The organism is [Actinomadura] parvosata subsp. kistnae, from assembly GCF_900323885.1.
GTDB classification, from domain to species: Bacteria; Actinomycetota; Actinomycetes; order Streptosporangiales; family Streptosporangiaceae; genus Nonomuraea; species Nonomuraea composti.
Map to the genome: position 1 here is coordinate 452,318 of NZ_OOHJ01000030.1, position 26,202 is coordinate 478,519.

Consider the following 26,202-nt stretch of genomic DNA (forward strand, 5'->3'; position numbering starts at 1 on the left):
GGCGGTGTCGCAGGAGGCGCCTGCGCGGGGAGCGGTTCGGCCGGCACGACGGCCTCGGCCGGGCTCCCGGACCGCCGGTAGGGGTTGGCGAGCGCCTTGTAGTCGATCTTGCCGTTGCCGGTGATCGGCAGCGTGTCCATGAGCAGGAACCGGTTGGGCACCATGAAGCTCGGCAGGCTCGCCCGCAGGGTGTCGGCCAGCTCGTCGTCCGACGGCGGCGCGGCGGGGTCGGCGGGCACCACGTAGCAGACCAGCCGGGCCGGTCGTCGGGCCCGGGCACCGCGCGGGCCACCGCCTGCCGCACGGCGGGGTGCCGGTCGAGCGTGGCCTCGATCTCGCCCAGCTCGATCCGGTGGCCGCGGATCTTGACCTGCCGGTCCAGCCGGCCGAGGAACTCGATCGTCCCGTCGTACCGCCAGCGGCCGAGGTCGCCGGTGCGGTAGAGGCGGCGGCGCAGGATCGGGTGGGTGATGAACCGCTCGGCCGTCTGCGCGGGGTCGCCGACGTAGCCGCGGGCCAGCCCGTCGCCGCCGATGTGCAGCTCGCCGGGCTCGCCCACGGGGCTGGGCCGGCCGTGCTCGTCGAGGATGTGGAAGGACTGGCCGCCCAGCGCCCTGCCGTACGGGATGCTCGGCCAGGACGGATCGACCTGCCCGATGGGGTGGCAGATGGACCAGATCGACGCCTCGGTCGCCCCGCCCAGGCTGACCACCTCGGCGTCCGGCGCGAGCGCCCGCAGCCGGTCGGGCAGCGTCACCGGGATCCAGTCGGCCGACAGGAGCACCAGTCGCAGCGTGGCCAGGGCCTCGCGCACCGCCTCCGGCTCCAGCTCGGCGTACTCGACCAGCATCTCCAGCAGGGCGGGAGCGGTGTTCCACACGGTCACGCGGTGGCGGGCCATCAGCTCCAGCCAGTGGCCGGGGTCGCGCTGGCGGTGGGCGTCGGGCAGGACGACGGCGCCGCCGGAGCCGAGCACGGAGAAGATGTCGTAGACCGACAGGTCGAAGCTGTAGGCCGACAGGGCCAGCACCCGGTCGTCCGGGCCGAGGGGGAAGCGGCCGTCGAGGTCGTCGAGGGTGGTGCGGGCGGCGCGGTGCTCGATGGTCACGCCCTTGGGCCGGCCGGTCGAGCCCGAGGTGAAGATGGCGTAGGCGAGGTCGCCGGGCGCGGGCCGCCGCGGCTCGGCCTCCTCCGGCAGGCTCAGCACGCCGTCGGCGTCGAGCCGGTGCACGACGACGGGTTCCGGCCAGGCGGTGGCGTCGGCGTCCGGTGCGAGCAGCGCCGTCCTGATCGACGCCTGCTCGCTCAGCGCGGCCACCCGGCCGGCGGGCCAGGACGGCTCCACGGGCACGTACCCCGCACCGCTGGCCAGCACGCCGAGCAGGGCGGTGACCTGGGCGATGCCCTTGTCCGCCACGACCGTCACCAGGTCGCCCGGCCCGATCCCGAGCGCGGCCAGCGCGCGGCCGGTGCGCCGGGCTCGCTCGGCGAGGTCTCCCGAGGTCACCTCGCGGGCCGGGTCGAGCAGGGCGGGCGCGGACGGGGTCCGTTCGGCGGCGGCGCGCAGCGGGTCGTCCAGGAGCGGGCCGGCCCCGTCGAACGCCCCGGCCGGCACGTCCTCGTCGGCGCGGAACGACGGGTCCCAGCCGAGCGCGGGGTCGGTCCACAGCTCGGGCTCGGTGGCCAGCCGGCGCAGGAGGCGGACGTGCGCGGCCAGCATGCCGTCGACGAACCCGGCCGGCAGCGCGCCGTCCACGGCGTCCCAGGCGATGCGCAGCCGGCCGTCCTCGTCCCAGACGATGTGGTCGAGCATGACCTGGGGCGTCTGCGAGACGCCGAAGACCTCGCTGCCGAGCCAGGCGGCCGGCGGCTCACCCGGGCCCGCCAGGCCGATGCCGCTGGTGAAGACGACGGTGTGGGTGGGGATGGGCAGGCCGGTGGCCGGGTCGGTGACGCGGGGGCGTTCCCCCGCCTCGATCGCGGCGCGCAGCGCCTCCATCCCGGAGACGGCCCGGTGGTCGAGATCGGTCCAGAACTGACGGTTGACGGCCGCGGCGTAGCCGGCGAAGCCGTACCAGCGGCCGGGGTCGGCGACGGGGATCTCCACCAGGACGGTGCTGGTGAAGTCGCCGACGATGCCGTCCAGGCCGGGGGTGTCGTCGCCGCGGGCGAGGTCGTCGCGGTCGAAGAGGGTGGTGTTGAGGCAGAAGGGGTCGCGGGCGCCCCAGCGTTGCAGGACCAGGCCGAAGGCGGCCAGCAGCAGGCCGGTGGGGCTCAGCCCGTGCGCCGCGCCCTGCTTGCGCAGCTGCGCCCACTCCTCGGCCGGCAGCTCCGCGGCGTGCCGGACGAGTCGGTGGCCGCTGAACTCGGCCGGGCCCCGGGTCCACGGCAGGTCGGGGCCGTCGGGCAGGCCGGGAGCGCGGCGGGCCCAGTAGGCGGAGTCGAGCTCGCGGCGCCGCCGTTCGGCCGGGTCCGTCAGCCGGCGCCGTACGAGGTCGGCGAAGCCGAGCGGCGGCGGGGGCAGCTCCAGGTCGGGATCGGCGGTGTACTGCCCCCACTCCCTCATCAGCCGCATCCAGCTCATGAGGTCCAGGGCGAGCACGTCCACGCCGACGAACAGCCGGGTGCGGCCGTCCGGCAGCAGCGCCGCCCGCAGGTCGAACAGCGGCCACCGGTCGGCGGGCAGCACCTGGTGCGAGCACTGTGCGCGCAACGCCTCCAGCGCCCGCTCGGCCCGTTCCGGGCTTTCCCCGCGCAGGTCGGTACGGGCGATGACGTAGTCCGGCACCTGGTCGAGCACCGTCTGCCTGGCCGCGCCGTCCACCACCATGCGCAGCATCGGGTGCCGCCGGACGAGCCGGTTCCACGCGCTCTGCAAGCGGTCGAGGTCCGCTTCCGGGGAGCCCGGTGGCACGCGGTCGTACTCGACGTAGTAGAAGGTGGCCACTCCTCCGAGCGGGAACGCGGGGTCCCGGCCGACGAGGTAGGCGGTCTGGATCGGGGTCAGCGGGAAGGGCTCCCCGGCCTCGGCGGGCTGGTCCGGGACGAGGCCGGCGGCGACCGTCCGCGCGGTCGCGGAGCCGAGGAAGGCCGTCAGGGGAAGCTCGAGCCCGGACTCTTCCATGAGCCGCCGACGCAGGCGCACGGCCGTGAAGGACTCCAGACCCAAGGCGGTGAGCGGGGTGTCGGGGTCCAGGTCCGAGGGCCGGAGTTCCAGGACGTCGGCCAGACAGTCGAGCACTTCTTCGACGGTGGCGGAACCCAAGGGTGACCCCTTTCCGAGCATGGCAATGGAAACGGTTTTCATTGCTACACGCCTTCGTCGGCTTTGTCCAGATCTTGAAAATGATTACCGTTATTTCATACGATCTCGCCCCATGTCGCCCTTGAACGACCGTGCCGACGGCGCGGGGCACGCCGCCATCGCCGGTACCGACCTGAGCGGCGCGGCCGGAGCCGTCGAGGACCTGGACCGGCTGATCCTCCTGGGCCTCGCGGCCCACCTGCACCGGCACAGCCGCCTGGGCCAGGACGCGGCGCACCAGCCCCGCCTGTCCCCCGGGCCGGGCCAGGACCTGGCGCGCCAGACCTCCCCGTACCCCGGCCTGGGCCGGGACGCGGCGCACGAGGCCGGCACGATCGCGGGCGATCTCGGGGCCGCGCCGCGGCACCGCTGGATCGCCGGCCACTGGCTGGCCGCGCTCCACGAGGCCGGCCTGGTGGACCGGGACCCGGCGGGCCGCTACCACGACCTGCGCGGCCCGCGCCGCGCCGAGCTGGCCACCGCCCGCACCCGCATGGAAGCCGCGCGGCTGGCGCTCGGGTACCCCGCCGAGCTGGCCGAGCTCATGCTGCGCTCGCTGCGGCTGCTGCCCGCCCTGCTGCGCGACGAGATCGGCGTACAGGCGCTGCTCTACCCGGACGGCGAGCCCGCCACCGCCGAGGCCGTCTACCGCGGCAACGTGATCAGCCGCTACCTCAACGCCGCCGCCGCGGAGGTGGTCCGGGCTCAGGCGGAGCGGGCCACCCGGCCGCTGCGGATCCTGGAGCTGGGCGCCGGCATCGGCGCCACCACCGCCGACCTGCTGCCGGCGCTGGCCGGCCGGCCGGTCGAGTTCTACCTGTTCACCGACCTGTCCCCGTTCTTCCTCGACACCGCGCGGCGCCGCTTCGAGGCCGGCTTCCTGCGTTACGCCCTGCTCGACATCGCCCACGACCTGCCCGGCCGGCCGGGCGAGCTGGACCTGATCGTCGCGGCCACCATGGCGCACAACGCGCCGCACGTCGGCCGCCTGCTCGGCCAGGCCGCCGCGTCGCTCGCCCCGGCGGCCGGGTGCTGCTCATCGAGACCGTCCGCGAGCACCCCCAGTCGCTCACCTCGATGCCGTTCGCCCTGTCCACCCAGGACGGGCCGCCGCGCCGGCTCGACGGCCGGGCCGGCACCACCCGCACCTACCTCAGCCGCGAGGAATGGCTGAAAGCACTGGAAGGCAGCGGGCTGCGGGTCGAGGTGGACCTGCCCCGCGCCGGGGACCCGCTGGCCGCGCTGTCGCAGCGGCTGCTCGTCGCCACCCGCTGATCACCTGAACTGATGGGAGTACACGCATGAAGGAACTGGCCGAGATCTGGTCGGAGCTGCTCGGCCTGCCGCCGGACGAGATCCCGCACGACGTCGGGTTCCTGCGCCTGGGCGGAGACTCGGTGCTGGCGGTCCGCATGTCGGCGCTCGTCCGTAAACGGCTCGGCGTCGCGCTCGCCCTGTCGGACGTGCGGGTCGAGACCACCCTGGACGACCTGGCCGAGCTGGTACGCCGGCACGCCTCCGGCGGCGCGCCCGCGACCAGGGCGCTGCCCCTCACCGTCACGCCGCGCCCCGACCCGCACGCCGAGTTCCCCCTGCTCCCCCTCCAGCAGGGCTACTTCGTCGGCCAGCAGGACGGCTGGGAGCTGTCCTACGACTCGGCCCACTACTACCTCGACTACGCCCTGACCGGCGTGGACGGCGACGAGGCCGCCGACGCCCTGGCGGACGCCGTCGAACGGCTGGCCGCGCACCAGCCCACGCTGCGGGCCCGGGTCACCTCCGACGGCCGCCAGCACGTCCTGCCCGCCGACGCGCCCGGCGCGGTGCCTCAGGTCCGCGTGTACGACCTGCGCGAGGCGTCCCCGGGCGAGATCGCCACGGCACTGCGCGACGTACGGCAGGAGATGAGCACCCACGGCCCCGACCCCACCAGCGGGCCCGGCATCGACGTCCGGCTCACGCTGCTGCCCGGGGACGAGGGCCGGCTGCACCTCGGCCTGAGCCTGCTGCTGTTCGACGGCTGGTCGTCCAGCGTGCTCAGCCGCGACCTGCTCACCTTCGCCGCCGACTGGAACGCCGCCCTGCCGCCCCTGGACATCCACTTCGGCGACTACGTCACCTCGCTCGCCGACCTGCCCGCCACCGAGGCCTGGCAGGCCGACCGCGACTGGTGGTGGTCCCGGCTCGACACGCTGCCGGGACCGCCGGCGCTGCCCCTGGCCGCCGACCCGCAGGAGGTACGGCCGGTCACCATGGGCAACCGCGAGCACCGCTGGAGCGCCGGGAGCTGGGCGGCGCTGCGCCGGCAGTGCACCGACCGGGGCGTGACCCCGTCCACCGCCATGCTGACGGCGTTCGGCGTGGTGCTGGCCCGCTGGGCCGGGCACCGCCGGATGTTGCTGAACTCGCTGCAGCTCAACCGCCTGCCGATCCACCCCGAGGTGCAGCGCGTGGTGGGCGCCTTCGCCGCGACCATGCTGCTCCCCCTCGACCTGGCCGCCGAGGCCACGTTCGCCGAGCTCGCCGCCGCCGTGCAGGCGACGTCCGGCGAGCACGCCGCCCACAACCTGATCACCGGGGTGGAGGTCGGGCGCGAGGTGGCCCGCCGCCGCGGGAGCTGGCGGCCGGTCGGGCCGGTCGTCTTCCAGAGCGTGCTCGGCGTGGACGCGGCCATGGGCGGCGGGCCGCCGGAGGAGGCGGGGCCGCTCGGCCAGGTGGTCGCCTCCGACTACTTCCACCAGCTGCGCACGCCGCAGGTGGCGATCGAGGTCCGCTGCTTCGAGCTGGGCCCGGAGATGGTGGCGGTCTTCTCGCTGGTCGAGGAGCTGTTCGAGAGCGATCAGGTGACGGCGGCGTTCGACGAGTTCGTGGCGCTGGTCGACGCGCTCGCCGACGGGAGCGGCTGGGACCGGCTGCCCGGGCTGCCCGGCACCCCGGAGCCGGCACCCGGCGGCGGCCTGCGGCTCGGCCTGCTGCCCGAGCCGGCCGTCCGCCACCGGGAAGGGCCGCCGGCCGGCGATCTGGAGCAGGCGGTCGCCGACGTGTTCGAGGAGCTGCTGGAGGTGCCGGTGCTCGACCGGGCCGCCGACTTCTTCGGCCTCGGCGGGGACTCCCTGCTCGCGGTCCGGGCGGTCGTGCGGCTCGCCAAGGAGGCCGGCGCGTCCGTGCCCGTGCGCGAGTTCCTGTCCGACCCCACGGTCGCGGGGGTGGCCGCCGTCGTCCGCGCCCGCCTCGGGGACCAGCGGTGATCGGGATCCTGGGCGCCACCGGCGCGGTCGGCCGCACGGCCGCGCGGCGCATCGCCGCCTACGGACTCGGGCCGCTGCGCATCGGCGGCAGGAACCTGACGAAGGCCGCGGACCTCGCGTCCACGCTGCCCGCCCCTGCGCACGCGGTCCGGGTGGACCTGAACGATCCCGCCGGGCTGGCCGCCTTCTGCGCCGGCTGCCGGATCGTGGTCAGCTGCGCGGGGCCCACGTATCAGGTCCTGGACACGGTCGCCCGCGCCGCCTTCGCCGCCGGCGCCGACTACGTCGACATCGGCGGCGAACTGGCCGCCAAGGACGCGCTCACCGGCGACGGCGTCGTCGGCGACCGGACCGCGGTGTTCTCCGCCGGGGTCATGCCGGGCCTGTCCGGCCTGCTGCCCCGGCTCCTGGCCAAGGGACGCCCGCCGCGCCGCCTCGACGTGTACGTGGGCGGTGCCGCCGTCTTCACCCCGCTGTCCGCCGTGGACGCGCTGCTGACCAGGGGCCCGCGGTTCGGCGAGCCCATGGCGGCCTGGCGGGACGGCCGGGTGGCCCCCGGCACGCTCGCCCCGCTGCACCAGGTGCGGCTGCCCGGCTTCCCGGTGCCCGTGCACGCCTGGCCGTACCTCACCACCGAGGCACAGACCCTGGCCACCGACACCGGGGCCGGCGAGGTGCGCTCCTACAACGTCTTCGTCTCCAACCGCCTCCCCGAGGCCCTGGCCGCGGCGTGGGCCGAAGCACCGGACGCCCGCCCCGAGACGCTGGCGCCGTACGCGGAGACCGTGGTGCGCGCCTCCCTGCGGGACAACGCCGACTTCGGCGCCTTCTACGTCATGCTGTTCACCGCGCGCCCCCGCCCGGGCGCCCCGCCCGGGCCCACGAGAGTGCTGCTCACCGCCGTGGACTCCTACGCGTTGAGCGGGGTGGTGATGGCGCTGGCCACCCGCGCGGTGCTGTCCGGCGCCGTCCCGCCGGGCGTCCACCTGGCGGCCGAAGTGCTGGACCCCGACGCGACCGCCGCCGCCCTGCGCGAGGACGCGCTGGTGACCGGTCTCACCATCGAATAGGGCCGCCGGCGAGCAGGGGAAGCGGAAAGGCATCAGCGGTGCCGCGGCAGCCCCAGGGCACGCAGTTCTTCCCTGAGGGATTCGGGTGCGGTTCCGTGCCAGGCCACGAAGCCGTCGGGCCTGACCAGCGCCGCGCCCTCCACGGCTTCGAGCTCGTGAACGTGCACGTCGATCCCCAGGGAGGCGACCGCCGCCGGCCACCGGTGCTCGCCCGGACCGGTGAACAGGCTCCAGTGCGAGCCGGCCAGGTCGAGCGTGGAGACCCGGCCGGCCGCGGGCGAGTCGATCCAGCGGTGCGGGAACCGGCGGCCGGGCCGGATGGTGTCGTCCAGCACGTCGGGCTCAGGACTGTCGTATGGGGGGTAGGCGTAGCACATCATGCCGCGCAGGTAGTCGGCCGCGATCTGGTCGTACAGGGCGTCCGGGCCGCCGTCCAGCGCCTGGTAACCCTGGTGCAGGCCGCGGGAGAGGTTCAGGGACGCCCGGGCGGCGGCGCGGCGCTCGGGCTCGTAGGTGTCGAGCAAGGCCGGGGTGAACGACCCGTCCAGGACCGCCGCCATCTTCCAGGCGAGGTTGTGGCCGTCCTGGATGCCGGTGTTCATGCCGAGCCCGCCCGCCGAGCTCTGCACGTGGGCGGCGTCACCGGCCAGGAAGACCCGGCCGGCCGCGAACGAAGCGGCCATGCCGATGGCGGCCTCCCAGGCGTTGACGGCGTGCAGCTCGATCCGGACGCTGTCGTCGCCGATCGCCGCCCGCAGCAGGTCGATGGTCTTGCTCTCGGTCAGTTCGGCCGGCTCGTGGGGCTTGCCGGGGTAGTCCATGATGTGGGACGACCACTGGTCGTGCCCGTTCTTCGACATGAGCGTCGCGTACACCGCGTCGTTGCGCACGAAGCACATGTGCGTTCCCCACTCCCGCAGCACGGGCCCGAGATCGGCGCGGAAGAACGCGGTGTTGAGGCGCGCGATGACCTCGCGGTCGGGCACTTTGATCCCCAGACGCTCGCGTACGTCGCTGTTCGCCCCGTCCGCGCCGATGAGGTAGTCGGCCCTGATCTGCCATTCCGCGCCCGTGGCGACGTCGACGACCCGCGCGCGCACCCGGTCGGCCTCGGGGACGAGGTCGACCAGCCGGGTGCCGAACCGGACCTGGCCGCCGCGGCGGCGCACCTCGTCCAGGGCGAGACGCTGCACCTGGTCGTGCGTCAGGATCAGGCGCGGGTTCACCGGGCTGCAGGTCTCCAGCCTGGCGGCGTAGCGCTCCGGCAGCCCTGCCCGGTGCACGGTGGCGCCGAACCCGCTGTCCTTGAACACCGTGCGCATCGGCGGGCCGCCTTCCCAGCCGGCCTCCTTCAGCGCCGCCTCCAGCCCTATGGAACGGAACACCTCCAGCGTGCGCAGGCTCGTGCCCGCCCGAGCCACCTCCGAGATCCCCTCCCGCTTCTCAATGACCAGCGGCCGCACGCCCCAGTGGGCGAGGAACAGCCCCGTCGACAACCCGACCGGCCCGCCGCCCACCACCAGCACCGGCACATCCTCGATCCGCATCGCCCGCTCCCTTCAGCCGTTCCGTGGTGATCGGTGTCCACCCTGCACGCTCAAGTCGACTTGAGCGCAACATGGATCCATGACGGACGAGCGCTACTCGATCAGCCAGGTGGCCCGCTGCTTCGGCATGCCGGTCTCCACCCTGCGGTACTACGACGACCTGGGCCTCCTCCCCGCCGCCGAACGCCGGGGCAACGTGCGCTACTACGGCCACGAACAGCTGCGCCGGCTCGCGCTCATCCAGCGCCTGCACCACCGCGGCCTGGTCAGCCTGGCCGACACCGCCACGCTGATCACCGAGGACCCGCCCGCGGATCAGCCCTCAGGCCGGCAGGTTCTGATCGCCTCCATCGAGACGATCAGGACCCGGATCCATGACCTGCACCTCGCCCAGCAGCTCCTCGAACACCTGCTGACCTGCCCGACGGCGGATCCAGTGCGCGAGTGCACCCATCTGCGCACCGAACTCGGCGAGGTGGTCGACCACGCACTCGCCGCGCTGCGGCCCCCACCGCCGTCCCGCCCATGAATCCGCGACACCCGGTCACGACCGGGACGAAGTCTCTCGCATGCGCGAACGCACGTGACCGGGCGGCGGGGAAGGTCGTCGGCAGGCGCTAGGTGATCGCCCTGAGGATGTCGAGCAGGGCGGTGGTCGCGGGCGGGTCCGGCGGCTCGCCGTAGGTGGCGGCGTAGATGTGCCGGGCGTGGCCCGGGATCTCGGTGGCGTGCACCCCTGGCGTACGGTGTGCCTGCAGTGCGAGCCCGGGCAGGGTGGCGACGCCCATGCCGGCCGCCACGAGCGTCTGGACCACGACCATGTCGTCACTGCTGTACGCGATCCGCGGCGTGAAGCCCGCTCGCCGGCAGGCGGCGACCATCGTGGCGCGGCACCGCTCGCACCCGCCGACCCAGGCGGAGTCGCGGTGATCCTCCAGTCGCTGGCCCGGCTCGCGGCTGATCAGGTAGAGCGGGTCGTCCAGCAGGTGGGTCAGCCGGAAGCCCTCCTCCTCGTCCGGGGTGTCGGCGTGCCGGAACACCAGGGCGAGGTCGACGTGCCCGGCGCGCAACATCCGCAGCCCCTCGACCGGGTGCACGTCGACCAGGTTCAGCTCGATGCCCGGGTACGACGCGGCCAGCTCGGCCGCCGCCTTGGGGACGATCGTGCTGAGGACCGTCTGGAAACCGGCGACCCGGACCCGCCCGGCCCGCAGCCCGACGTGGGCGGCCATCTCGGCGGAGGCCGCCTCCACCCGCCCGACGATCTCCCTGGCCCGCTGCGCCAGAACCTCGCCTTCGGGGGTGAGCCGGATGCCGCGGCCCACACGTTGGATCAGCCGGGCCCCGATCGAGGACTCCAGCCGCCCGAGGTGGTGGCTGATCGAGGGCTGGGAGTAGTGCAGCTCCCTGGCCGCCTCGGTCACCGACCCGTGCCGGGCGACGGCCTCGAGAACCCGCAGGTGCGTCAGGTTCATCACCTATCAAGTTTATCTATGGGACGTTCGAGACTTTGGCATTGGACGTCATGAGCCCCGGCGCGCCAGCATCGTTGCCATGACCGAGCAGCTGACCACCCCCGCCGGCACCATCCGCACCGGCCCGCCGCCCAGGACCGGCCTGGCCGAGCTGGTCGCCCGCATCCGGCCGCACGCCAGCGGCCAGGCGGCCCCGCGCGCCATCGCCGAGCAGGTGGCCGTCGTCCTGGCGGAGACCGGACCGGACGCCGGCCTCCTCACCCCGGCCGAACGGGCCGGCTCGCCCGACGGCTACACCCGGCACACCCTGCACACCGAGGCGGCGTTCTCGGTGTCGGCGGTGGTGTGGCGGCCCGGCCAGGTGACGGAGATCCACGACCACCTGGTGTGGTGCTCGTTCCAGGTGCTCCAGGGCGCCGAGACCGAGACCCTGTACGACATCGACGGCGACCGCCTGGTCGAGATCGGCGAACGGCACCGGCCCGCCGGCTCGGTCAGCGCCGCCGCGCCGCCCGACGACATCCACCGGGTCCGCAACACCGGCGAGACGGTCGCGATCACCCTGCACGTGTACGGCGCCGACCTCAGCAACGGCACCAGCGTGCGCCGCGTCTACGAGCAGCGCCACGATCGCTGACGAAGAATCCGGGACGCGGGCCGCCGAGGATGTCGAGAACGCCGTCCCGGCTCCGTCCCAGGGATACCGGCGGCCACGTACCGGCCGCGTGATCAAGGAGACTTGGTATGACGATTCAGCGGATGGACAACGTCCTCATCGTGGTCGACGACCTCGACGCGGTCATCGCGTTCTTCGTGGAGCTCGGCATGGAGCTGGAGGGCAAGGCGGCGATCGAGGAGGCTTGGGCGGCCCGCGTCGTCGGGCTGGACGAGCAGCGCGTCGAGGTGGCGATGCTGCGGACCCCGGACGGCCACGGGCGGATCGAGCTGACGAAGTACCGCACGCCGGAGGCGATCGGCGGCGTGCCGGCGGACGCGCCGGTGAACACGCTGGGCATTCGCCGCATCATGTTCGCCGTCGACGACCTCGACGACGTCATCACCCGCCTGCGCCGCCACGGCGCCGACCTCGTCGGCACGGTGGAGCAGTACGAGAACAGCCACAGGCTCTGCTACGTGCGCGGCCCCGAGGGCATCCTCGTCGGCCTGGCCCAGCAACTCGGCTGACGACCCGTCGCGGCCGAGCCGGACCGTGTCCAGGCCGGGCAGGGTCCCGCCGGCGACGTGACAGGCCCTCACCGGGAAGGGCTCGCCGCCGCCACTCGGGACGGTGACGAGAATCCGGTCAGAGCGGCTCGCCCTGAGCGTTCAGGGGCGAGCCGTCCAGAGCGGTGTCCGTCAGCGTCATCCGCAGATTCGCGCTGAGCGTGGCCGAGCCGATCGGCATGCGGGTCAGGGCGAAGAGGATGAACCCGGCCCGCTTCTGCCCTCGTACTCCCTCGCTCAGCGGGCGGCTGTCGAGCCCCTCGATCAGCCAGTCGTAGAGCGCGTGCTGGTCCTGCTCCTGCCACCCCTTGAGGTCGGCGGCGTGCGCGGCCAGCGTGAGCTTCTCTGCCAGGTAGACGGGGTCGGGTACGCACCGGACCTCGATCTCCAGCCGGTCGAACTGGTGATCTCCGTCGAACTGCCAGACCGCCCAGACCTGGGAGATGTCCGGCGTGAGAGGGCGGGCCTCCAGGAGCCAGCGGTACTCGCCGGGGAACGGCCCATGACGCCGCAGCCACTTCTCCTCGCTGCCGCGCGGCAGCCCCCAGGGGTGCGGGATCTCCTCCAGCCCCGGCCAATCGATCTCCGGACAGTCCCAGCCGGTGATCCATGACCGAACCCTCTCCCTGTTGGAGAGATATTTCGCCAGGGGCTGGTCCCTGTTCTGCCGCTTGGCCGGGCGGAAGATCACGTGGCTCGTCCCTTCTCGGAGTAGTGGGCGACATCTCCTGACCTACACGCCAATGGATCACCAGGCAACCGCACAGTGCTCACCCGTGGCGACGGCCCGCGCCCGTGCCGCCGGTCCCACACTGGGAGCATGAGCACCACTCTGGTCAAGGTCATCCAAACCGTGCGGGACTGTGACCTGTCCCAGTGGGACGCATGGACGGCCGACGGGCAGTACCTCTGCCTGCGCTACCAGTCCGGCCTCGGCACCGTGGACGCCTACGACACCGCGGACTGGCGGACGTGGTCGCACCCGCCGTACGGATCGGTGGCCGAGTTCGGCGAGCCCGGCCCGGACGGCGCCATCAGCCTGGAGGACTTCTGCGCGGCGGCCGGGCTGCTGCTCGCCCCGGGCGCCCTCAACCTCCGCTTCGGGTGCGTGCCCGAGGTGTTCGGCGACTGCACGGTCAGCCGCGACGCCGACGGCACCTACAGCGTGACCCGGGCCGACCCGCGCCTCCACATCTCCGCCGGTCTGCTGCAGAAGATCGCCGCCGGGGAACACGAGCCGGGCGTCCTGACCGGCGACCCAGCCCGCATCGCCGCCTGCGCCCGCGGCGAGCACCACCGGGACGGCCCCGACATGGTGCTCACCATCGACGCCACCAACCGGCGGGTGATCTACCGGATCAGCACGTACGAGTTCCAGCCGGATTGGTACCTGGCCGAATGGCCGGACTGAAGCGGTGACACCATGACCATGAGCGCGGGCAGGCACCGCAAACCGACGGTCGGCGGCCGGCCTACTGCGGTGCAGGCCGCTCGGACGTCGCGAACCGGGTCAGGCCGTGGACGAGGTCGGCGGCCTCGGGCGAGGCGAGCCGGTAGCGCACGACCCGCCCGAGGCGGCGGCAGGTCACCAGTCCGGCCGAGCGCAGCACGGCCAGATGGTTCGACATGTTCGGCTGGGTGACGCCGGTGTGGCTGGTCAATTCGCTGACGGACGCCTCCCCCTGGGCGAGCCGCTGCAACACGGTCAGCCGGACCGAGCAGCCGAGTGCGCGCCCGATCAGGGAGAGCCGGTCGTCGGCGCCGCTGCCACCGTTGCCACTCATCACCAGGCGATGATACTTTGCGCGCATATATCAGCATACAGTGATGTATCGACGCCTCCCTCACGGGATCGGCATCGCACCTGCGGACCGTCCATCTCCAGGAAGGGCAGATCATGGCCGCGGACCGGACCAGGAACGCCGTCGTCACGGGCGCCGGCAAGGGCATCGGGCTGGCCGTCGCCGCCGCCCTGCGCGATGAGGGCTACCAGGTGGTGGCGGGCGCCAGGAACATCGGCGACGAGATCAGGCGGATCACCCCGTTCGCCGTCTCCGTCGATCTCAGCACCCCCGACGGTCCCGGCCGCCTTATCGACACGGCCATGGCCGAGCTCGGCGGCATCGACCTCCTGGTCAACAACGTCGCCGGCACCACCGGCCCGCACCCGGGCGGTTTCCTGTCCGTCTCCGACGACGACTGGCGGCACGCTCTCGACCTGACCCTGTTCAGCGCCATCCGGGCCAGCCGGGCCGCGCTGCCCGGCATCGTCGAGCGCCGCGGCCACATCATCAACATCGGCTCGGTCAACGCACGGCGCCCGGCGCCGCACCTGGTGGACATCTCCGCCGCCAAGGCCGCGCTGGCCAACCTGGGCAAGGCTCTCGCCGAGGAGTTCGGTCCTCGTGGCGTCAGGGTCAACACCATCTCCCCCGGGCCCGTACGTACCGCGGTGTGGACAGAGCCGGGCAGCACGGGTGACGTTCTCGCGAGCCGGGCCGGCATCTCGCGTGAAGAGCTCCTCACCACCCTGCCTACCACCTTCGGGATGTCCACCGGGCAGATCACCGAACCGGCCGAGATAGCCGCCCTGGTCGTCTTCCTCGCCTCGGGAAGGGCGCCGAACATCAACGGCTCCGACCTCGTCATCGACGGCGGCCTGCGCAAAGAGCTCTGATGACCCGCGCGGCGCCTCCTGCGCATCGCCGTCGGCACGCCGCCGCGGATGACGCTCACGCGCACTCCACGTCGACCTTGCTGACCCAGTGGCCCTCGTAGTAGACCTCGACGTTGGCCTTACAGGTGGAGCTTTCGGTCGGGCCGGGTGTCCAGCCGGGCTGGTACGTGGTGACGTCGCCCGGGTAGCTGGTGCCGCCGTTGGCGCCGCCGCCGCTGGTTCCCGGCTCCAGGCCGGGGATGTCGGGAGAGACCGGCGGTGGAGGGACGGGCACCGGCAGGGGGCGGCAGGTGAGGCCCTGGCTCATCATCGTGGCGTCCTCGACCGCGCGTTTGCCGACCTGGCGGGCCCAGGCCGAGTTGACCATGGACTGGGCCGCCTCCTCGTAGGCGCCTCGCCCGATGGCCGACAGCAGCTGCTCGAACTTGGCCAGACCGGTGGGCCCCAGGTTGAACACCATGTCGACCAGCGCCGCCTGGCGGGCCATGGACAACGAGTCGAACTGCGGCACGATCCGCTTGGCCGCGGCGAGGGCGACCGCCAGGTCGCCCTCGAAGAGCAGGGTGATCTGCATCTGTGTCAGGGTCGTCCGGCCGGCGCGGACGTCGTCGTAGCCGGCTCCGACGCCGGCGAGCTTCTCGCGGGCGTCGGCACGGTCCAGGTTGAAGCCGATGCCTACCGTCGGGTGCCCTTTGGTGTCGATGTAGACCTTGGGGTTGCCGGACAGGCCGTAGCCGCTCTCGTGCCGGGCGATGAAGTCCTTGATCTCGCCCACCAGCATCTCGCGCCCCGTTCCGCCGCCGGCACAGGGGAAGTCCGAGCCACCCTGCTGACCGCCGCCTCCCGGCTGGCCGCCGTCCGAGGGGGGCTCGTCGATCGCGGGCAGGTCGGGTATGGGGTCGGCCGCCGCCGCACCGGCGCCGGCCAGCACGATCAGCAGCCCCAGCGCGACCATGGTCGCCCAGCGTCGAAGGCCGCGTAAGAACACGTTCACGAAAAATCCCACTTTCATCCGAAGCGCTGCTCGATGGCGTGACTCGCCCGCCGAACAGCATCACCGGAGCCGAGAGGCGGTGAAAGCTCGTGAAATCACGTATGCGTGCCCGCCGGCCGCCCGCCGGCGGTGCCGAACACCCGCAGCGCGGCCTCCGTACGGCTGGCGGCGCCGAGCTTGGCGTAGATGTGCTCCAGGTGCTTCTCCACCGTGCGGGCGCTGATCCGCAACACCTGCGCGGCCTGCGCGCTGGTGTGACCGTGGGCGACCAGCCAGAGCACATCGTGTTCCCGGGAGGTGAGGCCGCTGTCCGTGACGGCGGCCGGGGCCGCGGCGTCGATCTCGGACAGCAGCAGGGCGGTGCTGGAGTGGTGCTCGGACAGGGTGACGGTGAGGTGGCGGGAGCCACGCGAGAGTGTGAACGGTCTCGGCGGCGCGGGCTGGTCAAGGCTGGGCGCGCGGCGTTGCTCGGTGAGCCAGGAGGCCAGCTCCCCGGGCAGCGTGCCGCTCTCCCCGCCGCAGCCGCGGAAGTAGGTGCCGAGGAGCAGCCGGGCCGACCGGTTCATCGCCCGGATCTTGCCGAACCGGCCGAGCAGGATGACGCCGTAGGAGGTGTCGTCGATCGCGTCCAGCGCCGCCAGGGCGGCCTCGAACAGGTGACGCGTCTCCGAAGCCGCCAGCAGGCCGGCCAGGTGCGGGCGGGCCAGGAGCAGAAGCTGCCGCTCGGCCTGGGCGAAGTCGGTCGTGCCCCGGCTGAGCACCAGCGTGTTGACCACGCCGAGATCCGAGGTGAGCAAGCAGGCCGTCTGGTGGTGGATGCCGAGCGGGCGATAGAAGTCCTGGTATATGCCGAGGCCGCGCAGTTCGCGCCGGCTGACCACGTCGCTCATCCGCACCGCGTCCCCGTCACCGGTGCGCAGGAAGTGACGCAGCAGCGGATGGTCGGGAAGGTGGCCGCGGAAGATCTGTTCGTAGTCGGCGGTCACCCACTCGTCGGGGGAAGCGATCTGCGTGGTGTGGTGCGTGTGCGGGTCGATGGACTGAAAGGCGACGATGTCGCTGGGAACGATCCGCGCGGCGATCGCCATGACCTGTTCGCGGGCATCTCCCGAGCCTGGCGGCCCGGTCTCGCGGATCGCACGGAACACTTGCTGGACTTGACTTGCGCGCAGCCGGGCCACCGCACCAGCGTACGACAAGTGGATCTTCCGTGGTGGATACGTAGATCCACGCACTTGGTGGAAGGGCCCGCCGATCGTTGACTGGACCCGCAGGTGTTCGACACGCAGAACGGGAGACCTCCACGATGCGAACGCTTCCTCAGCTCCTGGCCCGCTTGCTGGTCGTCGCGGTCCTGTCCGCCTCGGCCGCCGCCTCGGTCGCGGCCCCCGCCTCCGCCCGTGCTCTGTGCTCGGGCTACTTCTCCGACGCCGGTCGCGTCTCGGGCAGCGCGATCTGCAACACCATGTACGAGTACGAGGTCCATGTCACCTGCAGTGACGGCTTCTCGTTCGTCTCGTTCCCCGAGCCTTTGGGCTACGCCTACTTCACCTGCAGCGGCCATGGCTCCATCAGCAACGCCGTGGCCTGGATCTGGTACAACGCGGTCCGGACCCGGCCGGAGCCGATCGAGATCGCCATGTCGTAGGCGGCGCGGCTCGGGGACAGCATCGCGGCCGAGGGCGCGGGCGGGGCCGGCGGGCGCCCCTGACCTGCCCGCACCCCGCCCTGTGGCATCATCGCCTGATGCTCCAACTCACGGATTTCATCATCGACTGCCCGGACCCGATGAAGCTGGCGGCCTTCTACGCCGAACTGACCGGCCGCGCGATCAAGCCGGACAGCGACGACCAATGGGCCGGGATCCTCTTCGGCAAGATCGAGCTGGCCTTCCAGCGGGTGGACGACTACCGCCCGCCGCTCTGGCCCGACGACGAGCACCCCAAGCAGTTCCATCTCGACTTCGAAGTGGACGACATCGAGGCCGAGGAGCGGCGCGCCGTCGGGCTGGGCGCGACCCTGCGGAAGGACTTCATCGGGCCGGAGGGCTACGGCTGGCGGATCTACACCGATCCGGTCGGGCATCCCTTCTGTCTGTGCCGCAACAAGGGCGTCACGTGGACGGACGAAGGGGTGGTCCGGTCTTAGGAGCCGGCGTCAGGAGGCCCGTTCGACGGTGGAGCGGTAGTCGGCGGTGATGGTGGCCAGTTCGGCGGCCTTGTCGTCGCCGGTGCCGGGCCGGGCGGACACAATGCGTTCGGCGTGGTCCATCTTCCGGTTGGCGAGGATGATCGCGGTGGTGGCGGGGCGGCGGTCGTTCTCGTAGCGTTCCAGCGCTGAGGGCACGTCGCCGCGGGAGAGCTTGGCGGCGAGGGCGGCGGCGTCGAGGATGGCCTGGGAGGCGCCGTTGGCGCCGATCGGGTACATGAGGTGGGCGGCGTCGCCGAGCAGCGTGACGCGGCCCCGGCCCCACCGCTCCAGCGGCGCACGGTCCACCATCGGGTAGCGCAGGATCCGGGTGCTGCGGGAGAAGACGTCGTGGACGTCGAGCGCGCCCAGGTCCCATCCGGAGACGTGCGGGAGGAGGTCGGCGAGCCGGCCGGGGACGTCCCAGTCCGCGCCGCCGACCGGGCCGGGCGTGCCGGTGGAGGCGAGCAGGACCCAGTTGAGCAGCGCCCGGCCGCGGGCGGCGTGCCGGGCGGAGATGGGGTAGGCGACCAGGCGGGTGGCCCGCTCGTCGTTGGCCAGGATCATCGTGCGGCCGTCGAGGAAGCCGTCCAGCTCGGTCAGGCCGCGCCACATGTCGACCCCGGCCCCGTACAGCGTGCCCTGCCCGGGGTGCAGGCGGGCGCGGACGGCCGAGTGCAGCCCGTCGGCGCCGACCAGGGCGGCGGCCTCCAGCAGGCGGTCGGCGCCGCGGGTCCGGTCGCGGACGTGCACGCGGACGCCGTCCCTGCTCTGCTCGAAGCCGTGTACCCGCGTCCCGGTGCGGACCGCGTCGGGGCCGAGCCGGTCGCGGACCGCGTCCAGCAGCAGGGTCTGCAGTTCGCCCCGGTGGACGGAGTACTGCGGGCACGGATGCCCGGCGGCGATGCCGCGCGGCTCCGTCCACAGGGTGACACCCGTGTGGTCGAGGTAGTGGTGCGCGCGCGTGGGGATGCCGGTCGCGGCCAGCGCGTCCCCCAGGCCGAGGGCGGTCAGCACGGCGACGGCGGCGGGCTGGATGTTGATCCCGACGCCGAGCGGGCGGATCTCGGGCGCGCTCTCCAGGACGGTGGCGACGATGCCGCGGGCGTGCAGGGCCAGGGCGGTGGTCAGCCCGCCGATCCCGGCTCCTGCGATCACGATGTCGGCGGTGGTGTCGTTGCTCATGGCGGCTGACGTGCTCCCCTGCGGGTCTCGGGTCGGGCGGTGGCCGCCCCGCCGGCGCGTGGCCGGCGGGGCGGGGCCGGGCCTCGGGTTCCGGCTCAGGCGTGGTAGGTGGCGACCACCCGGTACGGGCTCGGCGTCGCCTTGGCGATCTCGGCGGCGCGCTTGGCGAACGCCTGCGCCTCGGGGTCGCCCATCGTCGCCTTGACGTCGTCGGGGCTGCGCCACTGGGCGTAGTTGACGACGCGGGTCCCGTCGGGGCTGGCGAGCAGGTTCACCGAGACGAAGCCGGGCCGGCTCCGCATGACCTTCTCCGTGCCCTCCTTCAGGATCTCGATGAGCTCCTGCTGCTTGCCGGGCTCGACGTCGAAGATGTTGATGAACGTCGCCACCGTGTCGTCTGCGCGGATCACGGTCTCACTCATGGTGGTGTTCCTTTCTCTGTCGGTGGAATCTCTTGATGCGATAAGTGGGGCCCCTCATTCGTTATGACGACCGGGCTCCGTGGAAGGTGACGCCGGGGTATCCGGCCGCGGCCACCTCCTTCAACCTGGCCCGATACGCGCCCAGGCCGCCGAAGTAGAACATGACGCTGTTCTTCTTGCCGGGGATGTTGGCGCCGAAGATCCAGGAGTCGACCTTCGGGAAGAGCGTGTGGCCGGCGCTGATCTGGCAGGCGAGCGTCCACTCGTCCTCGGCCTGCCGGGTGGCCTCGGCGGCGGCGGCGCCGCGCTCCTCGGCCGCCTCAATAAGCTCGGCGATCCAGTCGACCTGGGTCTCGATGCCGGGCGGCAGGTTGCTGAAGGCGCTGTTGGGGCCGAGCACCATGAACAGGTTGGGGAAGCCCTCGGTGGCCACGCCGAGGTAGCTGGTGGGGCCGTCCTTCCAGTGGGTGCGGATGTCCAGGCCGCCGCGGCCGCGGATGTCCATGGTGCGGTAGCTGCCGTCCACCGCGTCGAACCCGGTGGCCAGCACCAGCACGTCGAGGTCGTGCTCGGTGCCGTCCTCGGTGACCACGCCTTTGGCGGTCATCTCCCTGATCGGGGTCTCCTTGAGGCTGACCAGGGTGACGTTGGGGCGGTTGAAGGTCTCGTAGTAGCCGGAGTTGCAGATCGGGCGCTTGGCGTACGGGTCGGTGGGGGTGAGCCGGCGCGCGGTCTCCGGGTCACGGACGATCTCCTTGATCTTGCCCCTGATGAAGTCGGCGGCGGCCTCGTTCGCGGCCGGGTCGGTGGCGATGTCGCCGAACGTGCCGAACATGAAGCGGAAGCCGTTGCCCTGCTCCCACGCCTCCTCGAAGACGCGCCGGCGCTCCTCCTCCGTCACGCTCATGGCGGGCACGTCGCTCTCCTCGAAGCCGCAGGCCACCCGCGAGGCGCGCACCTGCTCCCAGATGCGGTCGTAGCCCTCCCGGTAGGCGGCCCGCTCCTCCTCGGTCAGCGGGCGGTTGCCGGAGGGCACGCAGTACTGTGGCGAGCGCTGGAAGACGGTCAGGTGCTCGGCCAGGCCGGCGGCCGTGCAGACGAACTGGGTGCCGGTCGAGCCGGTGCCGATGACGCCGACGCGCTTGCCGGTGATGTCGAGGTCGGCGGGCCAGGCGCCGGTGTGCACGATCCGGCCGGTGAACAGGTCGCGGCCGGGGTAGTCGGGGATGTTCCTGGACGACAGCGGGCCGAGCGCGGTGACCAGGTAGCGGGTGGTGCAGCGGTTGCCGTCGTCGAGGGTGACGTCCCAGAAGTGGCCGGACTCGTCGTAGACGGCGGACTCGACGCCCGTGTTCAGCTGGATGTCCTTGCCCAGGTCGTGGCGTTCGACCACGGCCTCCAGGTACGCCAGGATCTGGGCCTGCGGGATGTAGCGGGTCCGCCAGACGTCGTCGTCGATCAGCCACCGGTCGAAGGAGTACCGGTAGACGAAGCCTTCGACGTCCGACATGGCCCCCGGGTACCGGTTCCAGTACCAGGTGCCGCCGACCCCGCCGGCCCGCTCGAACGCCCTGACCTTCAGCCCCAGCTCGTTGCGCAGCCGATGCAACGCGTAGATCCCGGCGAATCCGGCGCCGATCACGACCGCGTCGAAATCCGTCTTGACAGTCACCTGTGAACTCCTCTCATGGTTGCAGCCTGCGGGCCTGCCAGCCCGCGGGTGTCTGGTCGTAGCGGAGCCTGCGGTGCAGCCTCGTGGCCGCGGCGGCCCAGAACTCCACGGCGGCCGGCTCCAGCCGGTAACCGGCGAACCGGGCCGGGCGCGGCAGCGGCCCGTCGCTCGCGGCCAGCCGGTCCGCCTCGGCCTGCAGCGCGGCGGCGTCCTCCAGCGGCTCGCTCTGGCGGGAGGCCGCGGACATGGGGTGCAGCTGGGGCGGGCGGGCGGCCCACAGCCGCTCGGCCTCCTCGTCGGGCACCTGGACGATCGGGCCCGACAGGATGATCTGCCGGCCGCTCTCGCGCCAGTACAGCACCCCGGAGCCCCAGCCGGTCTCGGCGATCTCGCGGCCCTTGCGGCTGCTGCTGTGGCTGGTGAAGAGCGCGCCCCGGTCGGTGATGTCGATGACGGCGACCATCCGGGTGGAGGCGCGGCCCCGGGCGTCGGCGGTGGCCAGCGCCAGGGCCAGCGGCTCGCGCACCCCCTCCGCCTTCGCCTCCTCGACCCAGCGCCGCAGGAGGTCCATCGGCTCGGCCGGCGGCCGGTCGTACTCGGGGAACGCCTCGTCCACCAGGCCCGTCAGGCTTTCGAACCTGCTGCTCACGCGTGCCTCCTTCAGACGTGGATGACGCCGCGGGCGACGGTGACGCCCGCGCCGCCGACCCGTACGGACGTGATCTGCCGGTTGTCGCCGCTCGCGCAGGCCCGCATCAGCGACGGGCGGCCCATCTCGACGCCCTGGTGGATGTCGATCCACCGGCCGAAGGGGGCGCGGCCGTGCCGGGCCACGTGGATGGCGAGCGGGCCCGCGGCCGAGCCCGTCGCGGCGTCCTCGCTGACGCCGTACGCGGGCGAGAACATGCGGCTGCGCCAGCTCGTGCCGGATCCGGCGAAGCAGTTGACCGCCATGTCGGGGAAGCCGGCCAGGGCCCGCTGGTCGGGGTCGACGCGCGAGAGCGCGGCGATGTCCCGCAGCCCGACGAAGACGTGCCGCGGGCCGTTGGTGTAGATCTCGACGGGCAGCTCCGAGCGCGGGACGCCGAGCGCCTCCAGGAGCTCCCCGGTCCGGTCGAACGGCTCCCACACCGGGACGGGCTGCTCCATCCGGGCGGCGACCGCCCGCCCGCCGCCGCGCTCCAGCTCGAACGGGATGACGCCCATCGTTGTCTCCAGCAGCAGCCGCTCCCCGGCAGCCGCTCGCCGAGCGCGATGGCCGTGCCCAGCAGGGGGTGGCCGGCGAACGGCAGCTCGTTGACGGGGGTGAAGATGCGCACGCGCGCGTCGCCGCCCCGCTCGGGCCGCAGCACGAACGTGACCTCCGACAGGTTCATCTCCTTGCCGATGCTCTGCATGCGGGCGGCCGGCAGGTCGTCGGCGCCGAAGAAGACGGCCACCGGGTTGCCGCTCAGCGGCGTGTCGGTGAAGGCGTCCACGACGACGTACTCGTGCCCGGAAACCTGTAGCGCCTGGTCCGCCGTCATGGCCGCAGCACCCTCTCGATCAGCGTGCCGAGGACGCGCGGCCCGTTCTGGGTCAGCACGGACTCGGCGTGGAACTGCAGCGTGGAGAAGTGCGGGCCGAGCAGCGCGTGCACCTCGCCGGTCCCGGGATCGCGGCAGATGTCGACCCGCCCGACGCCGGGGACGTCGATGGTGTCCGTGGCGCAGTGGGCGGCGAAGGTGTTGTAGAAGCCGACCCGCTCGCGCACGCCGAACAGCTCGATCTCCTTCTGCACGCCCTGGTTGGGCGTGGGGCGGCGGCGCAGCTCGAGGCCGAGCCGGTCGCAGACCACCTGGTGGCTCAGGCAGACCGCCAGGAAGGGGCGGCCCGCGGCCAGCAGCCCGGCGGCGGCCGCCCGCAGGTAGGCGATCTTGGGGTGGCCCGCGTCCCGGGGGTCTCCTGGGCCGGGGCCCAGCACGACGAGGTCGTGGCCGTCGAGGTCGGGCCGCTGGTCGTGGCGGCGTACCGTCACTCGCATGTCCAGCGCGCGCAGCTGGTGGTCGAGCATCGAGGTGAACGTGTCCTCGGCGTCGATCACCAGCGCCGAGCGGCCGGCGAGCCCGGCGGGGACGGCGGCCGGCTCGGTGCGGCCGTGCAGCCAGAAGCCCGCGACGGAGGTGTTGCGGCGGCTCAGCGCGTCGCGCACGCGCGGGTGCCCGCCCAGCCCGGCGTTCCTGGGCTGCAGCGCCGCGAGCAGCGCGGCGGCCTTGGCCCGCGTCTCGGCCACCTCGGAGGCCGGGTCGGAGTGGCGGACGAGGGTGGCGCCGACGCCGATGCGCACCCCGCCGGCGGCGTCGATGTCGGCGGTGCGGATGAGGATGGAGGAGTCCAGCGTCCGGCCGCCGGAGTCGTCGCGGCCGATGAGCGCGGCGACCCCGCTGTAGTAGCCGCGGCCGTGCGGCTCGTGGCGGGCGATGACCCGGCAGGCGTTCTCCAGGGGGCTGCCGGTGACCGTCGGGGCGAACATGGTCTCGCGCAGGATGTCGCGGATGTCCCAGGCGCTGTCGCCCTCGATGTAGTACTCGGTGTGCGCCAGCCGCGCCATCTCCTTCAGCCGCGGCCCCAGCACGCGCACGCCCGGCCGGCAGATCCTGGACATCATCTTCAGCTCCTCGTCCAGGACCATGTACAGCTCCTCGGACTCCTTGCGGTCGGCGAGGAAGTCCAGCACCTCGGGCAGGTTCGGCCCGGAGGGCGGATAGCGGTAGGTGCCGCTGATGGGGTTCATGGTCGCCACGCCGCCGCGCAGCGTCAGGTGCCGCTCCGGGGTCGCTCCCACGAGCGTGCGCCCGGGGGTGTGGATGACGAACGTCCAGTACGCCCCCGACTCGACCTCCAGCAGCCGGGCGAACAGCGCCACGGCGTGGTGCGGCGCGTACCCGTCGATGGCGGTCACGAAGTCGCGCCTGATGACGAAGTTGGCGCCTTCGCCCTCGCCGATGGCCTCCTTGATCACCCTGCGGACGATCTCGGCGTAGTCGTCGTCGCCGACGTCGAACCGGCCGCCCGTCAGGGTGATGTCCGGGGTGGGGATGCGGGCCAGCGCCTCCGGCACGGTGACCGTCTGCTGCGCCCGTACGGCCATCGCGATCAGCGGCGTGCCGTCGTCGGCGCAGACGAAGCCGCGCTCGGCGATCTGCCGGTAGGGGATGACCGCGAGCACCTCGTGACGGGGACCGCCGTCTCGCGCGAGGTCCGGCAGCGGGATCCCGGCCAGCCGGGAGGGATGGGTGACGGTGCCGGTCAGGACGTCGATCGTGCCCGGCCCGGCGGCCTCGGGGCGGTGCAGCAGCGCGAACGACGGCGGGTTCGGCCCCAGCACGGTGCCGAGCAGGTCGCTCATGTGAACACCTCCTTGGCCGTGACCACCGCGGCGCAGCGCTCGGCGGCGTACTCCAGGGCCATCCGGTGGTAATCGGCGTTGAAGTCGGCGACGGCGTCGCCCACCAGGAAGGTCTCCAGGTCGTTGGTGAACGCGTCCACGGCCGTCATCAGCACGCCCACGTGGGCGTACACGCCGCAGACGATGAGCTGGTCGCGGCCCAGGCGGCGCATCCGCTCCAGCAGGTCGGAGCGGAAGAACGCGCTGTAGCGCCATTTGGTGAACATCCAGTCGCCGGGCTCGGGGGCCAGCTCGTCGACCACGAGCCGGTCGGCGGGCGTGCTGCGCATGCCGGGGCCCCAGAAGTCCTTGAGCAGGCCGCGCTCCTCCTCGGTCATGCTGCCGGGCTGCGCGGTGTAGCCCACGGGGACGCCGAGCGCGGCGGCGCGCGAGCGCAGCAGGGCGATGCCGCGCACCAGCTCGTCGCGGGTGGGCGAGGGGAAGGGGTTGACGAAGTAGCGCTGCATGTCGTGGACGAGCAGGACCGCGCGGGCGGGGTCCGGGATCCACGGGACGGGGCCGCGGGGCAGGTCGCCCGCGGTGGGCAGCGGATAGGGCTCGATCGCGGGAATGCCGGGCATGGGCTCTCCTTCTCTCAGTCGCCCCAGGCGGAGATCACCGAGACCGCCTGCCAGAGCGTCAGCCGGGGGTCGCACAGGGTGGTGTAGCGCTCGCCCAGCTCGTCGAAGTCGTTCTCGTCGGCGACGCACTCGACCACGTCGTCGGGGGTGGTCTCCAGGTGCAGGCCGCCCGCCACGCCGCCGGCCGCCTCGACCGCGGCCACGAACCCGCCGACCTCCCGCATCAGCTCGGGCACCAGGCGGGTCTTGCGCCCGCCGGGGTGGTGACGGTGTTGGCGTGCATGGGGTCGCACAGCCAGATGGCCGGGTGGCCGGCCTCCCGTACGGCCTCCACCAGTGGCGGCAGCGCGCGGGTCACGGTGCCCGCGCCCATCCGGGCGATGAGGGTGAGGCGGCCCGGCTCGCGGCCCGGGTCGAGCCGCTCGCACAGGGCCAGCAGCTCCTCGGGGGTCGTCTTGGGGCCGACCTTGCAGCCGACCGGGTTGACCACCTCGGCGAGCAGGGCGACGTGCGGGCCGTCGGGCTGGCGGGTGCGCTCGCCGATCCAGGGCCAGTGCGTGGAGCCCAGGACCAGCGCCCCGGACGGGTCGCGGCGCAGCATGGGGACCTCGTAGTCGAGCAGCAGCGCCTCGTGGCTGGTCCAGGTGGGCGGGTCGTTGGCGGGGCGGCGGGAGGAGCCGCGCCAGCCCAGGTGCTCCATGATGTCGCTGGCGGCCATGTAGCCGGTCAGGATGCGCAAGGGGTCGGGCTGCCGGCTCTCGGGGGTCGGCTCCGGGCCGTTGACCAGGTGCCCGCGGAACACCGGGAGCTCCAGGTCGCCGACCTTCTCCACGGGGCTGGAGCGCGGCTTGGCGAACTGCCCGCCGATGCGCCCCGCGCGCAGCACGGGCTTGCGTCCGACCATCTTCAGTGCCCCGGCCAGCACGTCCAGGGCGGCGGTCTTGCGGCTGACGTGCTCCTGCGTGCACTCCTCGGGGTCCTCGGCGCAGTCCCCCGCCTGGATGACCAGGGACTGGCCCGCCGCGACCGCGGCGAGCAGCGTGCGCAGGACGTGCACGTCGCTGGGCCGTACGAGGGGCGGGCGGGCGGCCAGCACCTCTCGTACGCGCTGCACCTGCGACGGGTCTTCCCAGGCCGGCTGCTGCAGCGCGGCGCTGAGCCGGATGTCGGGCATCGCGTGGTCCACGGC

Annotated in this window: 23 protein-coding genes and 4 pseudogenes; 11 read left to right on the forward strand and 16 right to left on the reverse strand. The window is 72.9% G+C overall.

Going from position 1 to position 26,202, the window contains the following annotated elements; all coding sequences use genetic code 11:
• Positions 1–167: 167 nt before the first annotated feature.
• Positions 168–242: pseudogene (locus KIS93_RS69440) on the reverse strand (hypothetical protein); the annotation flags it as partial.
• A gap of 56 nt (positions 243–298) precedes the next feature.
• Positions 299–3,307, reverse strand: a pseudogene (locus KIS93_RS57840) (non-ribosomal peptide synthetase); the annotation flags it as partial.
• Between the two features lie 70 nt (positions 3,308–3,377).
• Here KIS93_RS57840 and KIS93_RS57845 point away from each other — a divergent pair.
• Genes KIS93_RS57845 through KIS93_RS57860 form a run of 4 tightly spaced genes read left to right on the forward strand, consistent with a single transcriptional unit; the run spans position 3,378 to position 7,622 of the window.
• A complete protein-coding gene (locus KIS93_RS57845) occupies positions 3,378–4,478 on the forward strand; it encodes a class I SAM-dependent methyltransferase (protein ID WP_186405072.1) in 1,101 nt (366 codons plus the stop codon).
• Positions 4,382–4,579, forward strand: coding sequence for a hypothetical protein (locus KIS93_RS57850; RefSeq protein WP_186405073.1), 198 nt, complete (start codon positions 4,382–4,384; stop codon positions 4,577–4,579). Before KIS93_RS57845 ends, KIS93_RS57850 begins: the two co-directional genes overlap by 97 nt.
• A gap of 26 nt (positions 4,580–4,605) precedes the next feature.
• Positions 4,606–6,552, forward strand: coding sequence for a phosphopantetheine-binding protein (locus KIS93_RS57855; RefSeq protein WP_080039557.1), 1,947 nt, complete (start codon positions 4,606–4,608; stop codon positions 6,550–6,552).
• Positions 6,549–7,622, forward strand: coding sequence for a saccharopine dehydrogenase NADP-binding domain-containing protein (locus KIS93_RS57860; protein WP_080039558.1), 1,074 nt, complete (start codon positions 6,549–6,551; stop codon positions 7,620–7,622). Before KIS93_RS57855 ends, KIS93_RS57860 begins: the two co-directional genes overlap by 4 nt.
• A 32-nt stretch (positions 7,623–7,654) precedes the next feature.
• On the opposite strand, the gene KIS93_RS57865 is transcribed toward KIS93_RS57860, so the two are convergent.
• On the reverse strand, positions 7,655–9,169 hold the full coding sequence (locus KIS93_RS57865; RefSeq protein ID WP_080039559.1) for an FAD-dependent monooxygenase: 1,515 nt from the start codon (positions 9,167–9,169) through the stop codon (positions 7,655–7,657).
• A gap of 79 nt (positions 9,170–9,248) precedes the next feature.
• Here KIS93_RS57865 and KIS93_RS57870 point away from each other — a divergent pair, with 79 nt between their 5' ends.
• The gene (locus KIS93_RS57870; RefSeq protein ID WP_080039560.1) at positions 9,249–9,698 is read left to right on the forward strand and encodes a MerR family transcriptional regulator; all 450 of its coding nucleotides are present in this window, start codon (positions 9,249–9,251) and stop codon (positions 9,696–9,698) included.
• Positions 9,699–9,786: 88 nt separating this feature from the next.
• On the opposite strand, the gene KIS93_RS57875 is transcribed toward KIS93_RS57870, so the two are convergent.
• Positions 9,787–10,644, reverse strand: a complete 858-nt coding sequence (locus KIS93_RS57875) for a LysR family transcriptional regulator (RefSeq protein ID WP_230466508.1) — start codon at positions 10,642–10,644, stop codon at positions 9,787–9,789.
• 79 nt (positions 10,645–10,723) lie between these two features.
• Between KIS93_RS57875 and KIS93_RS57880 the strand changes: the two genes are divergently transcribed.
• Together KIS93_RS57880 and KIS93_RS57885 are read left to right on the forward strand one after the other, a co-directional pair.
• On the forward strand, positions 10,724–11,281 hold the full coding sequence (locus tag KIS93_RS57880; RefSeq protein WP_080039562.1) for a cysteine dioxygenase family protein: 558 nt from the start codon (positions 10,724–10,726) through the stop codon (positions 11,279–11,281).
• Between the two features lie 107 nt (positions 11,282–11,388).
• On the forward strand, positions 11,389–11,829 hold the full coding sequence (locus KIS93_RS57885) for a VOC family protein (RefSeq protein ID WP_080039563.1): 441 nt from the start codon (positions 11,389–11,391) through the stop codon (positions 11,827–11,829).
• Positions 11,830–11,947: 118 nt separating this feature from the next.
• On the opposite strand, the gene KIS93_RS57890 is transcribed toward KIS93_RS57885, so the two are convergent.
• A complete protein-coding gene (locus KIS93_RS57890; RefSeq protein WP_080039564.1) occupies positions 11,948–12,559 on the reverse strand; it encodes a hypothetical protein in 612 nt (203 codons plus the stop codon).
• Between the two features lie 129 nt (positions 12,560–12,688).
• On the opposite strand from KIS93_RS57890, the gene KIS93_RS57895 reads away from it, so the two are divergent.
• Positions 12,689–13,279 carry a hypothetical protein gene (locus KIS93_RS57895; protein ID WP_186405074.1) on the forward strand — a complete coding sequence of 197 codons (591 nt, stop codon included), beginning with the start codon at positions 12,689–12,691 and terminating at the stop codon, positions 13,277–13,279.
• A 61-nt stretch (positions 13,280–13,340) separates the two neighbouring features.
• Here KIS93_RS57895 and KIS93_RS57900 read toward each other — a convergent pair whose 3' ends face one another.
• A complete protein-coding gene (locus KIS93_RS57900; RefSeq protein ID WP_186405075.1) occupies positions 13,341–13,652 on the reverse strand; it encodes an ArsR/SmtB family transcription factor in 312 nt (103 codons plus the stop codon).
• A gap of 113 nt (positions 13,653–13,765) precedes the next feature.
• Between KIS93_RS57900 and KIS93_RS57905 the strand changes: the two genes are divergently transcribed.
• Entirely contained in the window at positions 13,766–14,545 is a 780-nt protein-coding gene (locus tag KIS93_RS57905; protein WP_080039566.1) for an SDR family NAD(P)-dependent oxidoreductase, read from the forward strand.
• Positions 14,546–14,600: 55 nt separating this feature from the next.
• On the opposite strand, the gene KIS93_RS57910 is transcribed toward KIS93_RS57905, so the two are convergent.
• Both KIS93_RS57910 and KIS93_RS57915 read right to left on the reverse strand, forming a co-directional pair.
• Entirely contained in the window at positions 14,601–15,539 is a 939-nt protein-coding gene (locus KIS93_RS57910) for a glycoside hydrolase family protein (RefSeq protein ID WP_186405076.1), read from the reverse strand.
• Between the two features lie 95 nt (positions 15,540–15,634).
• A complete protein-coding gene (locus KIS93_RS57915) occupies positions 15,635–16,687 on the reverse strand; it encodes a helix-turn-helix transcriptional regulator (RefSeq protein WP_155127694.1) in 1,053 nt (350 codons plus the stop codon).
• 158 nt (positions 16,688–16,845) lie between these two features.
• Here KIS93_RS57915 and KIS93_RS57920 point away from each other — a divergent pair, with 158 nt between their 5' ends.
• Together KIS93_RS57920 and KIS93_RS57925 are read left to right on the forward strand one after the other, a co-directional pair.
• The gene (locus KIS93_RS57920; protein ID WP_155127697.1) at positions 16,846–17,187 is read left to right on the forward strand and encodes a hypothetical protein; all 342 of its coding nucleotides are present in this window, start codon (positions 16,846–16,848) and stop codon (positions 17,185–17,187) included.
• Between the two features lie 98 nt (positions 17,188–17,285).
• Positions 17,286–17,687 carry a VOC family protein gene (locus tag KIS93_RS57925; protein ID WP_080039570.1) on the forward strand — a complete coding sequence of 134 codons (402 nt, stop codon included), beginning with the start codon at positions 17,286–17,288 and terminating at the stop codon, positions 17,685–17,687.
• A gap of 9 nt (positions 17,688–17,696) precedes the next feature.
• Here the strand turns inward: KIS93_RS57925 and KIS93_RS57930 are convergent, their stop codons facing one another.
• The 8 genes and pseudogenes from KIS93_RS57930 to KIS93_RS57965 all read right to left on the reverse strand — a co-directional run bounded on the left by KIS93_RS57930 (position 17,697) and on the right by KIS93_RS57965 (position 26,187).
• Entirely contained in the window at positions 17,697–18,911 is a 1,215-nt protein-coding gene (locus tag KIS93_RS57930; RefSeq protein WP_080039571.1) for an FAD-dependent monooxygenase, read from the reverse strand.
• A gap of 95 nt (positions 18,912–19,006) precedes the next feature.
• A complete protein-coding gene (locus KIS93_RS57935; protein WP_080039572.1) occupies positions 19,007–19,333 on the reverse strand; it encodes an antibiotic biosynthesis monooxygenase family protein in 327 nt (108 codons plus the stop codon).
• A 61-nt stretch (positions 19,334–19,394) separates the two neighbouring features.
• Positions 19,395–21,005: a flavin-containing monooxygenase gene (locus KIS93_RS57940; protein ID WP_080039573.1), complete on the reverse strand. Its 1,611-nt coding sequence runs from the start codon at positions 21,003–21,005 to the stop codon at positions 19,395–19,397.
• A gap of 13 nt (positions 21,006–21,018) precedes the next feature.
• The gene (gene phzG, locus KIS93_RS57945) at positions 21,019–21,654 is read right to left on the reverse strand and encodes a phenazine biosynthesis FMN-dependent oxidase PhzG (protein WP_080039574.1); all 636 of its coding nucleotides are present in this window, start codon (positions 21,652–21,654) and stop codon (positions 21,019–21,021) included.
• A gap of 11 nt (positions 21,655–21,665) precedes the next feature.
• Positions 21,666–22,531: pseudogene (locus KIS93_RS69445) on the reverse strand (PhzF family phenazine biosynthesis protein).
• Positions 22,528–24,393 carry an anthranilate synthase family protein gene (locus KIS93_RS57955; protein ID WP_080039576.1) on the reverse strand — a complete coding sequence of 622 codons (1,866 nt, stop codon included), beginning with the start codon at positions 24,391–24,393 and terminating at the stop codon, positions 22,528–22,530. Before KIS93_RS57955 ends, KIS93_RS69445 begins: the two are co-directional and overlap by 4 nt.
• Complete coding sequence (locus KIS93_RS57960) at positions 24,390–25,013, reverse strand: isochorismatase family protein (RefSeq protein ID WP_080039577.1); 624 nt, start codon at positions 25,011–25,013, stop codon at positions 24,390–24,392. The genes KIS93_RS57955 and KIS93_RS57960 overlap by 4 nt, the downstream gene beginning before the upstream one ends.
• A gap of 14 nt (positions 25,014–25,027) precedes the next feature.
• Positions 25,028–26,187: pseudogene (locus tag KIS93_RS57965) on the reverse strand (3-deoxy-7-phosphoheptulonate synthase).
• Between the last annotated feature and the right edge of the window lie 15 nt (positions 26,188–26,202).

Excerpts from the sequence above, each read along its gene's own strand:
- KIS93_RS57935 (WP_080039572.1), bottom strand. The coding sequence starts at position 19,333 with ATGAGTGAGACCGTGATCCGCGCAGACGACACGGTGGCGACGTTCATC.
- KIS93_RS57900 (WP_186405075.1), bottom strand. The coding sequence starts at position 13,652 with ATGAGTGGCAACGGTGGCAGCGGCGCCGACGACCGGCTCTCCCTGATC.
- KIS93_RS57895 (WP_186405074.1), top strand. The coding sequence starts at position 12,689 with ATGAGCACCACTCTGGTCAAGGTCATCCAAACCGTGCGGGACTGTGAC.
- KIS93_RS57930 (WP_080039571.1), bottom strand. The coding sequence starts at position 18,911 with ATGAGCAACGACACCACCGCCGACATCGTGATCGCAGGAGCCGGGATC.
- KIS93_RS57855 (WP_080039557.1), top strand. The coding sequence starts at position 4,606 with ATGAAGGAACTGGCCGAGATCTGGTCGGAGCTGCTCGGCCTGCCGCCG.
- KIS93_RS57850 (WP_186405073.1), top strand. The coding sequence starts at position 4,382 with ATGCCGTTCGCCCTGTCCACCCAGGACGGGCCGCCGCGCCGGCTCGAC.
- KIS93_RS57960 (WP_080039577.1), bottom strand. The coding sequence starts at position 25,013 with ATGCCCGGCATTCCCGCGATCGAGCCCTATCCGCTGCCCACCGCGGGC.
- KIS93_RS57845 (WP_186405072.1), top strand. The coding sequence starts at position 3,378 with ATGTCGCCCTTGAACGACCGTGCCGACGGCGCGGGGCACGCCGCCATC.
- KIS93_RS57865 (WP_080039559.1), bottom strand. The coding sequence starts at position 9,169 with ATGCGGATCGAGGATGTGCCGGTGCTGGTGGTGGGCGGCGGGCCGGTC.
- KIS93_RS57870 (WP_080039560.1), top strand. The coding sequence starts at position 9,249 with ATGACGGACGAGCGCTACTCGATCAGCCAGGTGGCCCGCTGCTTCGGC.
- KIS93_RS57880 (WP_080039562.1), top strand. The coding sequence starts at position 10,724 with ATGACCGAGCAGCTGACCACCCCCGCCGGCACCATCCGCACCGGCCCG.
- KIS93_RS57875 (WP_230466508.1), bottom strand. The coding sequence starts at position 10,644 with ATGAACCTGACGCACCTGCGGGTTCTCGAGGCCGTCGCCCGGCACGGG.
- KIS93_RS57920 (WP_155127697.1), top strand. The coding sequence starts at position 16,846 with ATGCGAACGCTTCCTCAGCTCCTGGCCCGCTTGCTGGTCGTCGCGGTC.
- KIS93_RS57885 (WP_080039563.1), top strand. The coding sequence starts at position 11,389 with ATGACGATTCAGCGGATGGACAACGTCCTCATCGTGGTCGACGACCTC.
- KIS93_RS57905 (WP_080039566.1), top strand. The coding sequence starts at position 13,766 with ATGGCCGCGGACCGGACCAGGAACGCCGTCGTCACGGGCGCCGGCAAG.
- KIS93_RS57955 (WP_080039576.1), bottom strand. The coding sequence starts at position 24,393 with ATGAGCGACCTGCTCGGCACCGTGCTGGGGCCGAACCCGCCGTCGTTC.
- KIS93_RS57925 (WP_080039570.1), top strand. The coding sequence starts at position 17,286 with ATGCTCCAACTCACGGATTTCATCATCGACTGCCCGGACCCGATGAAG.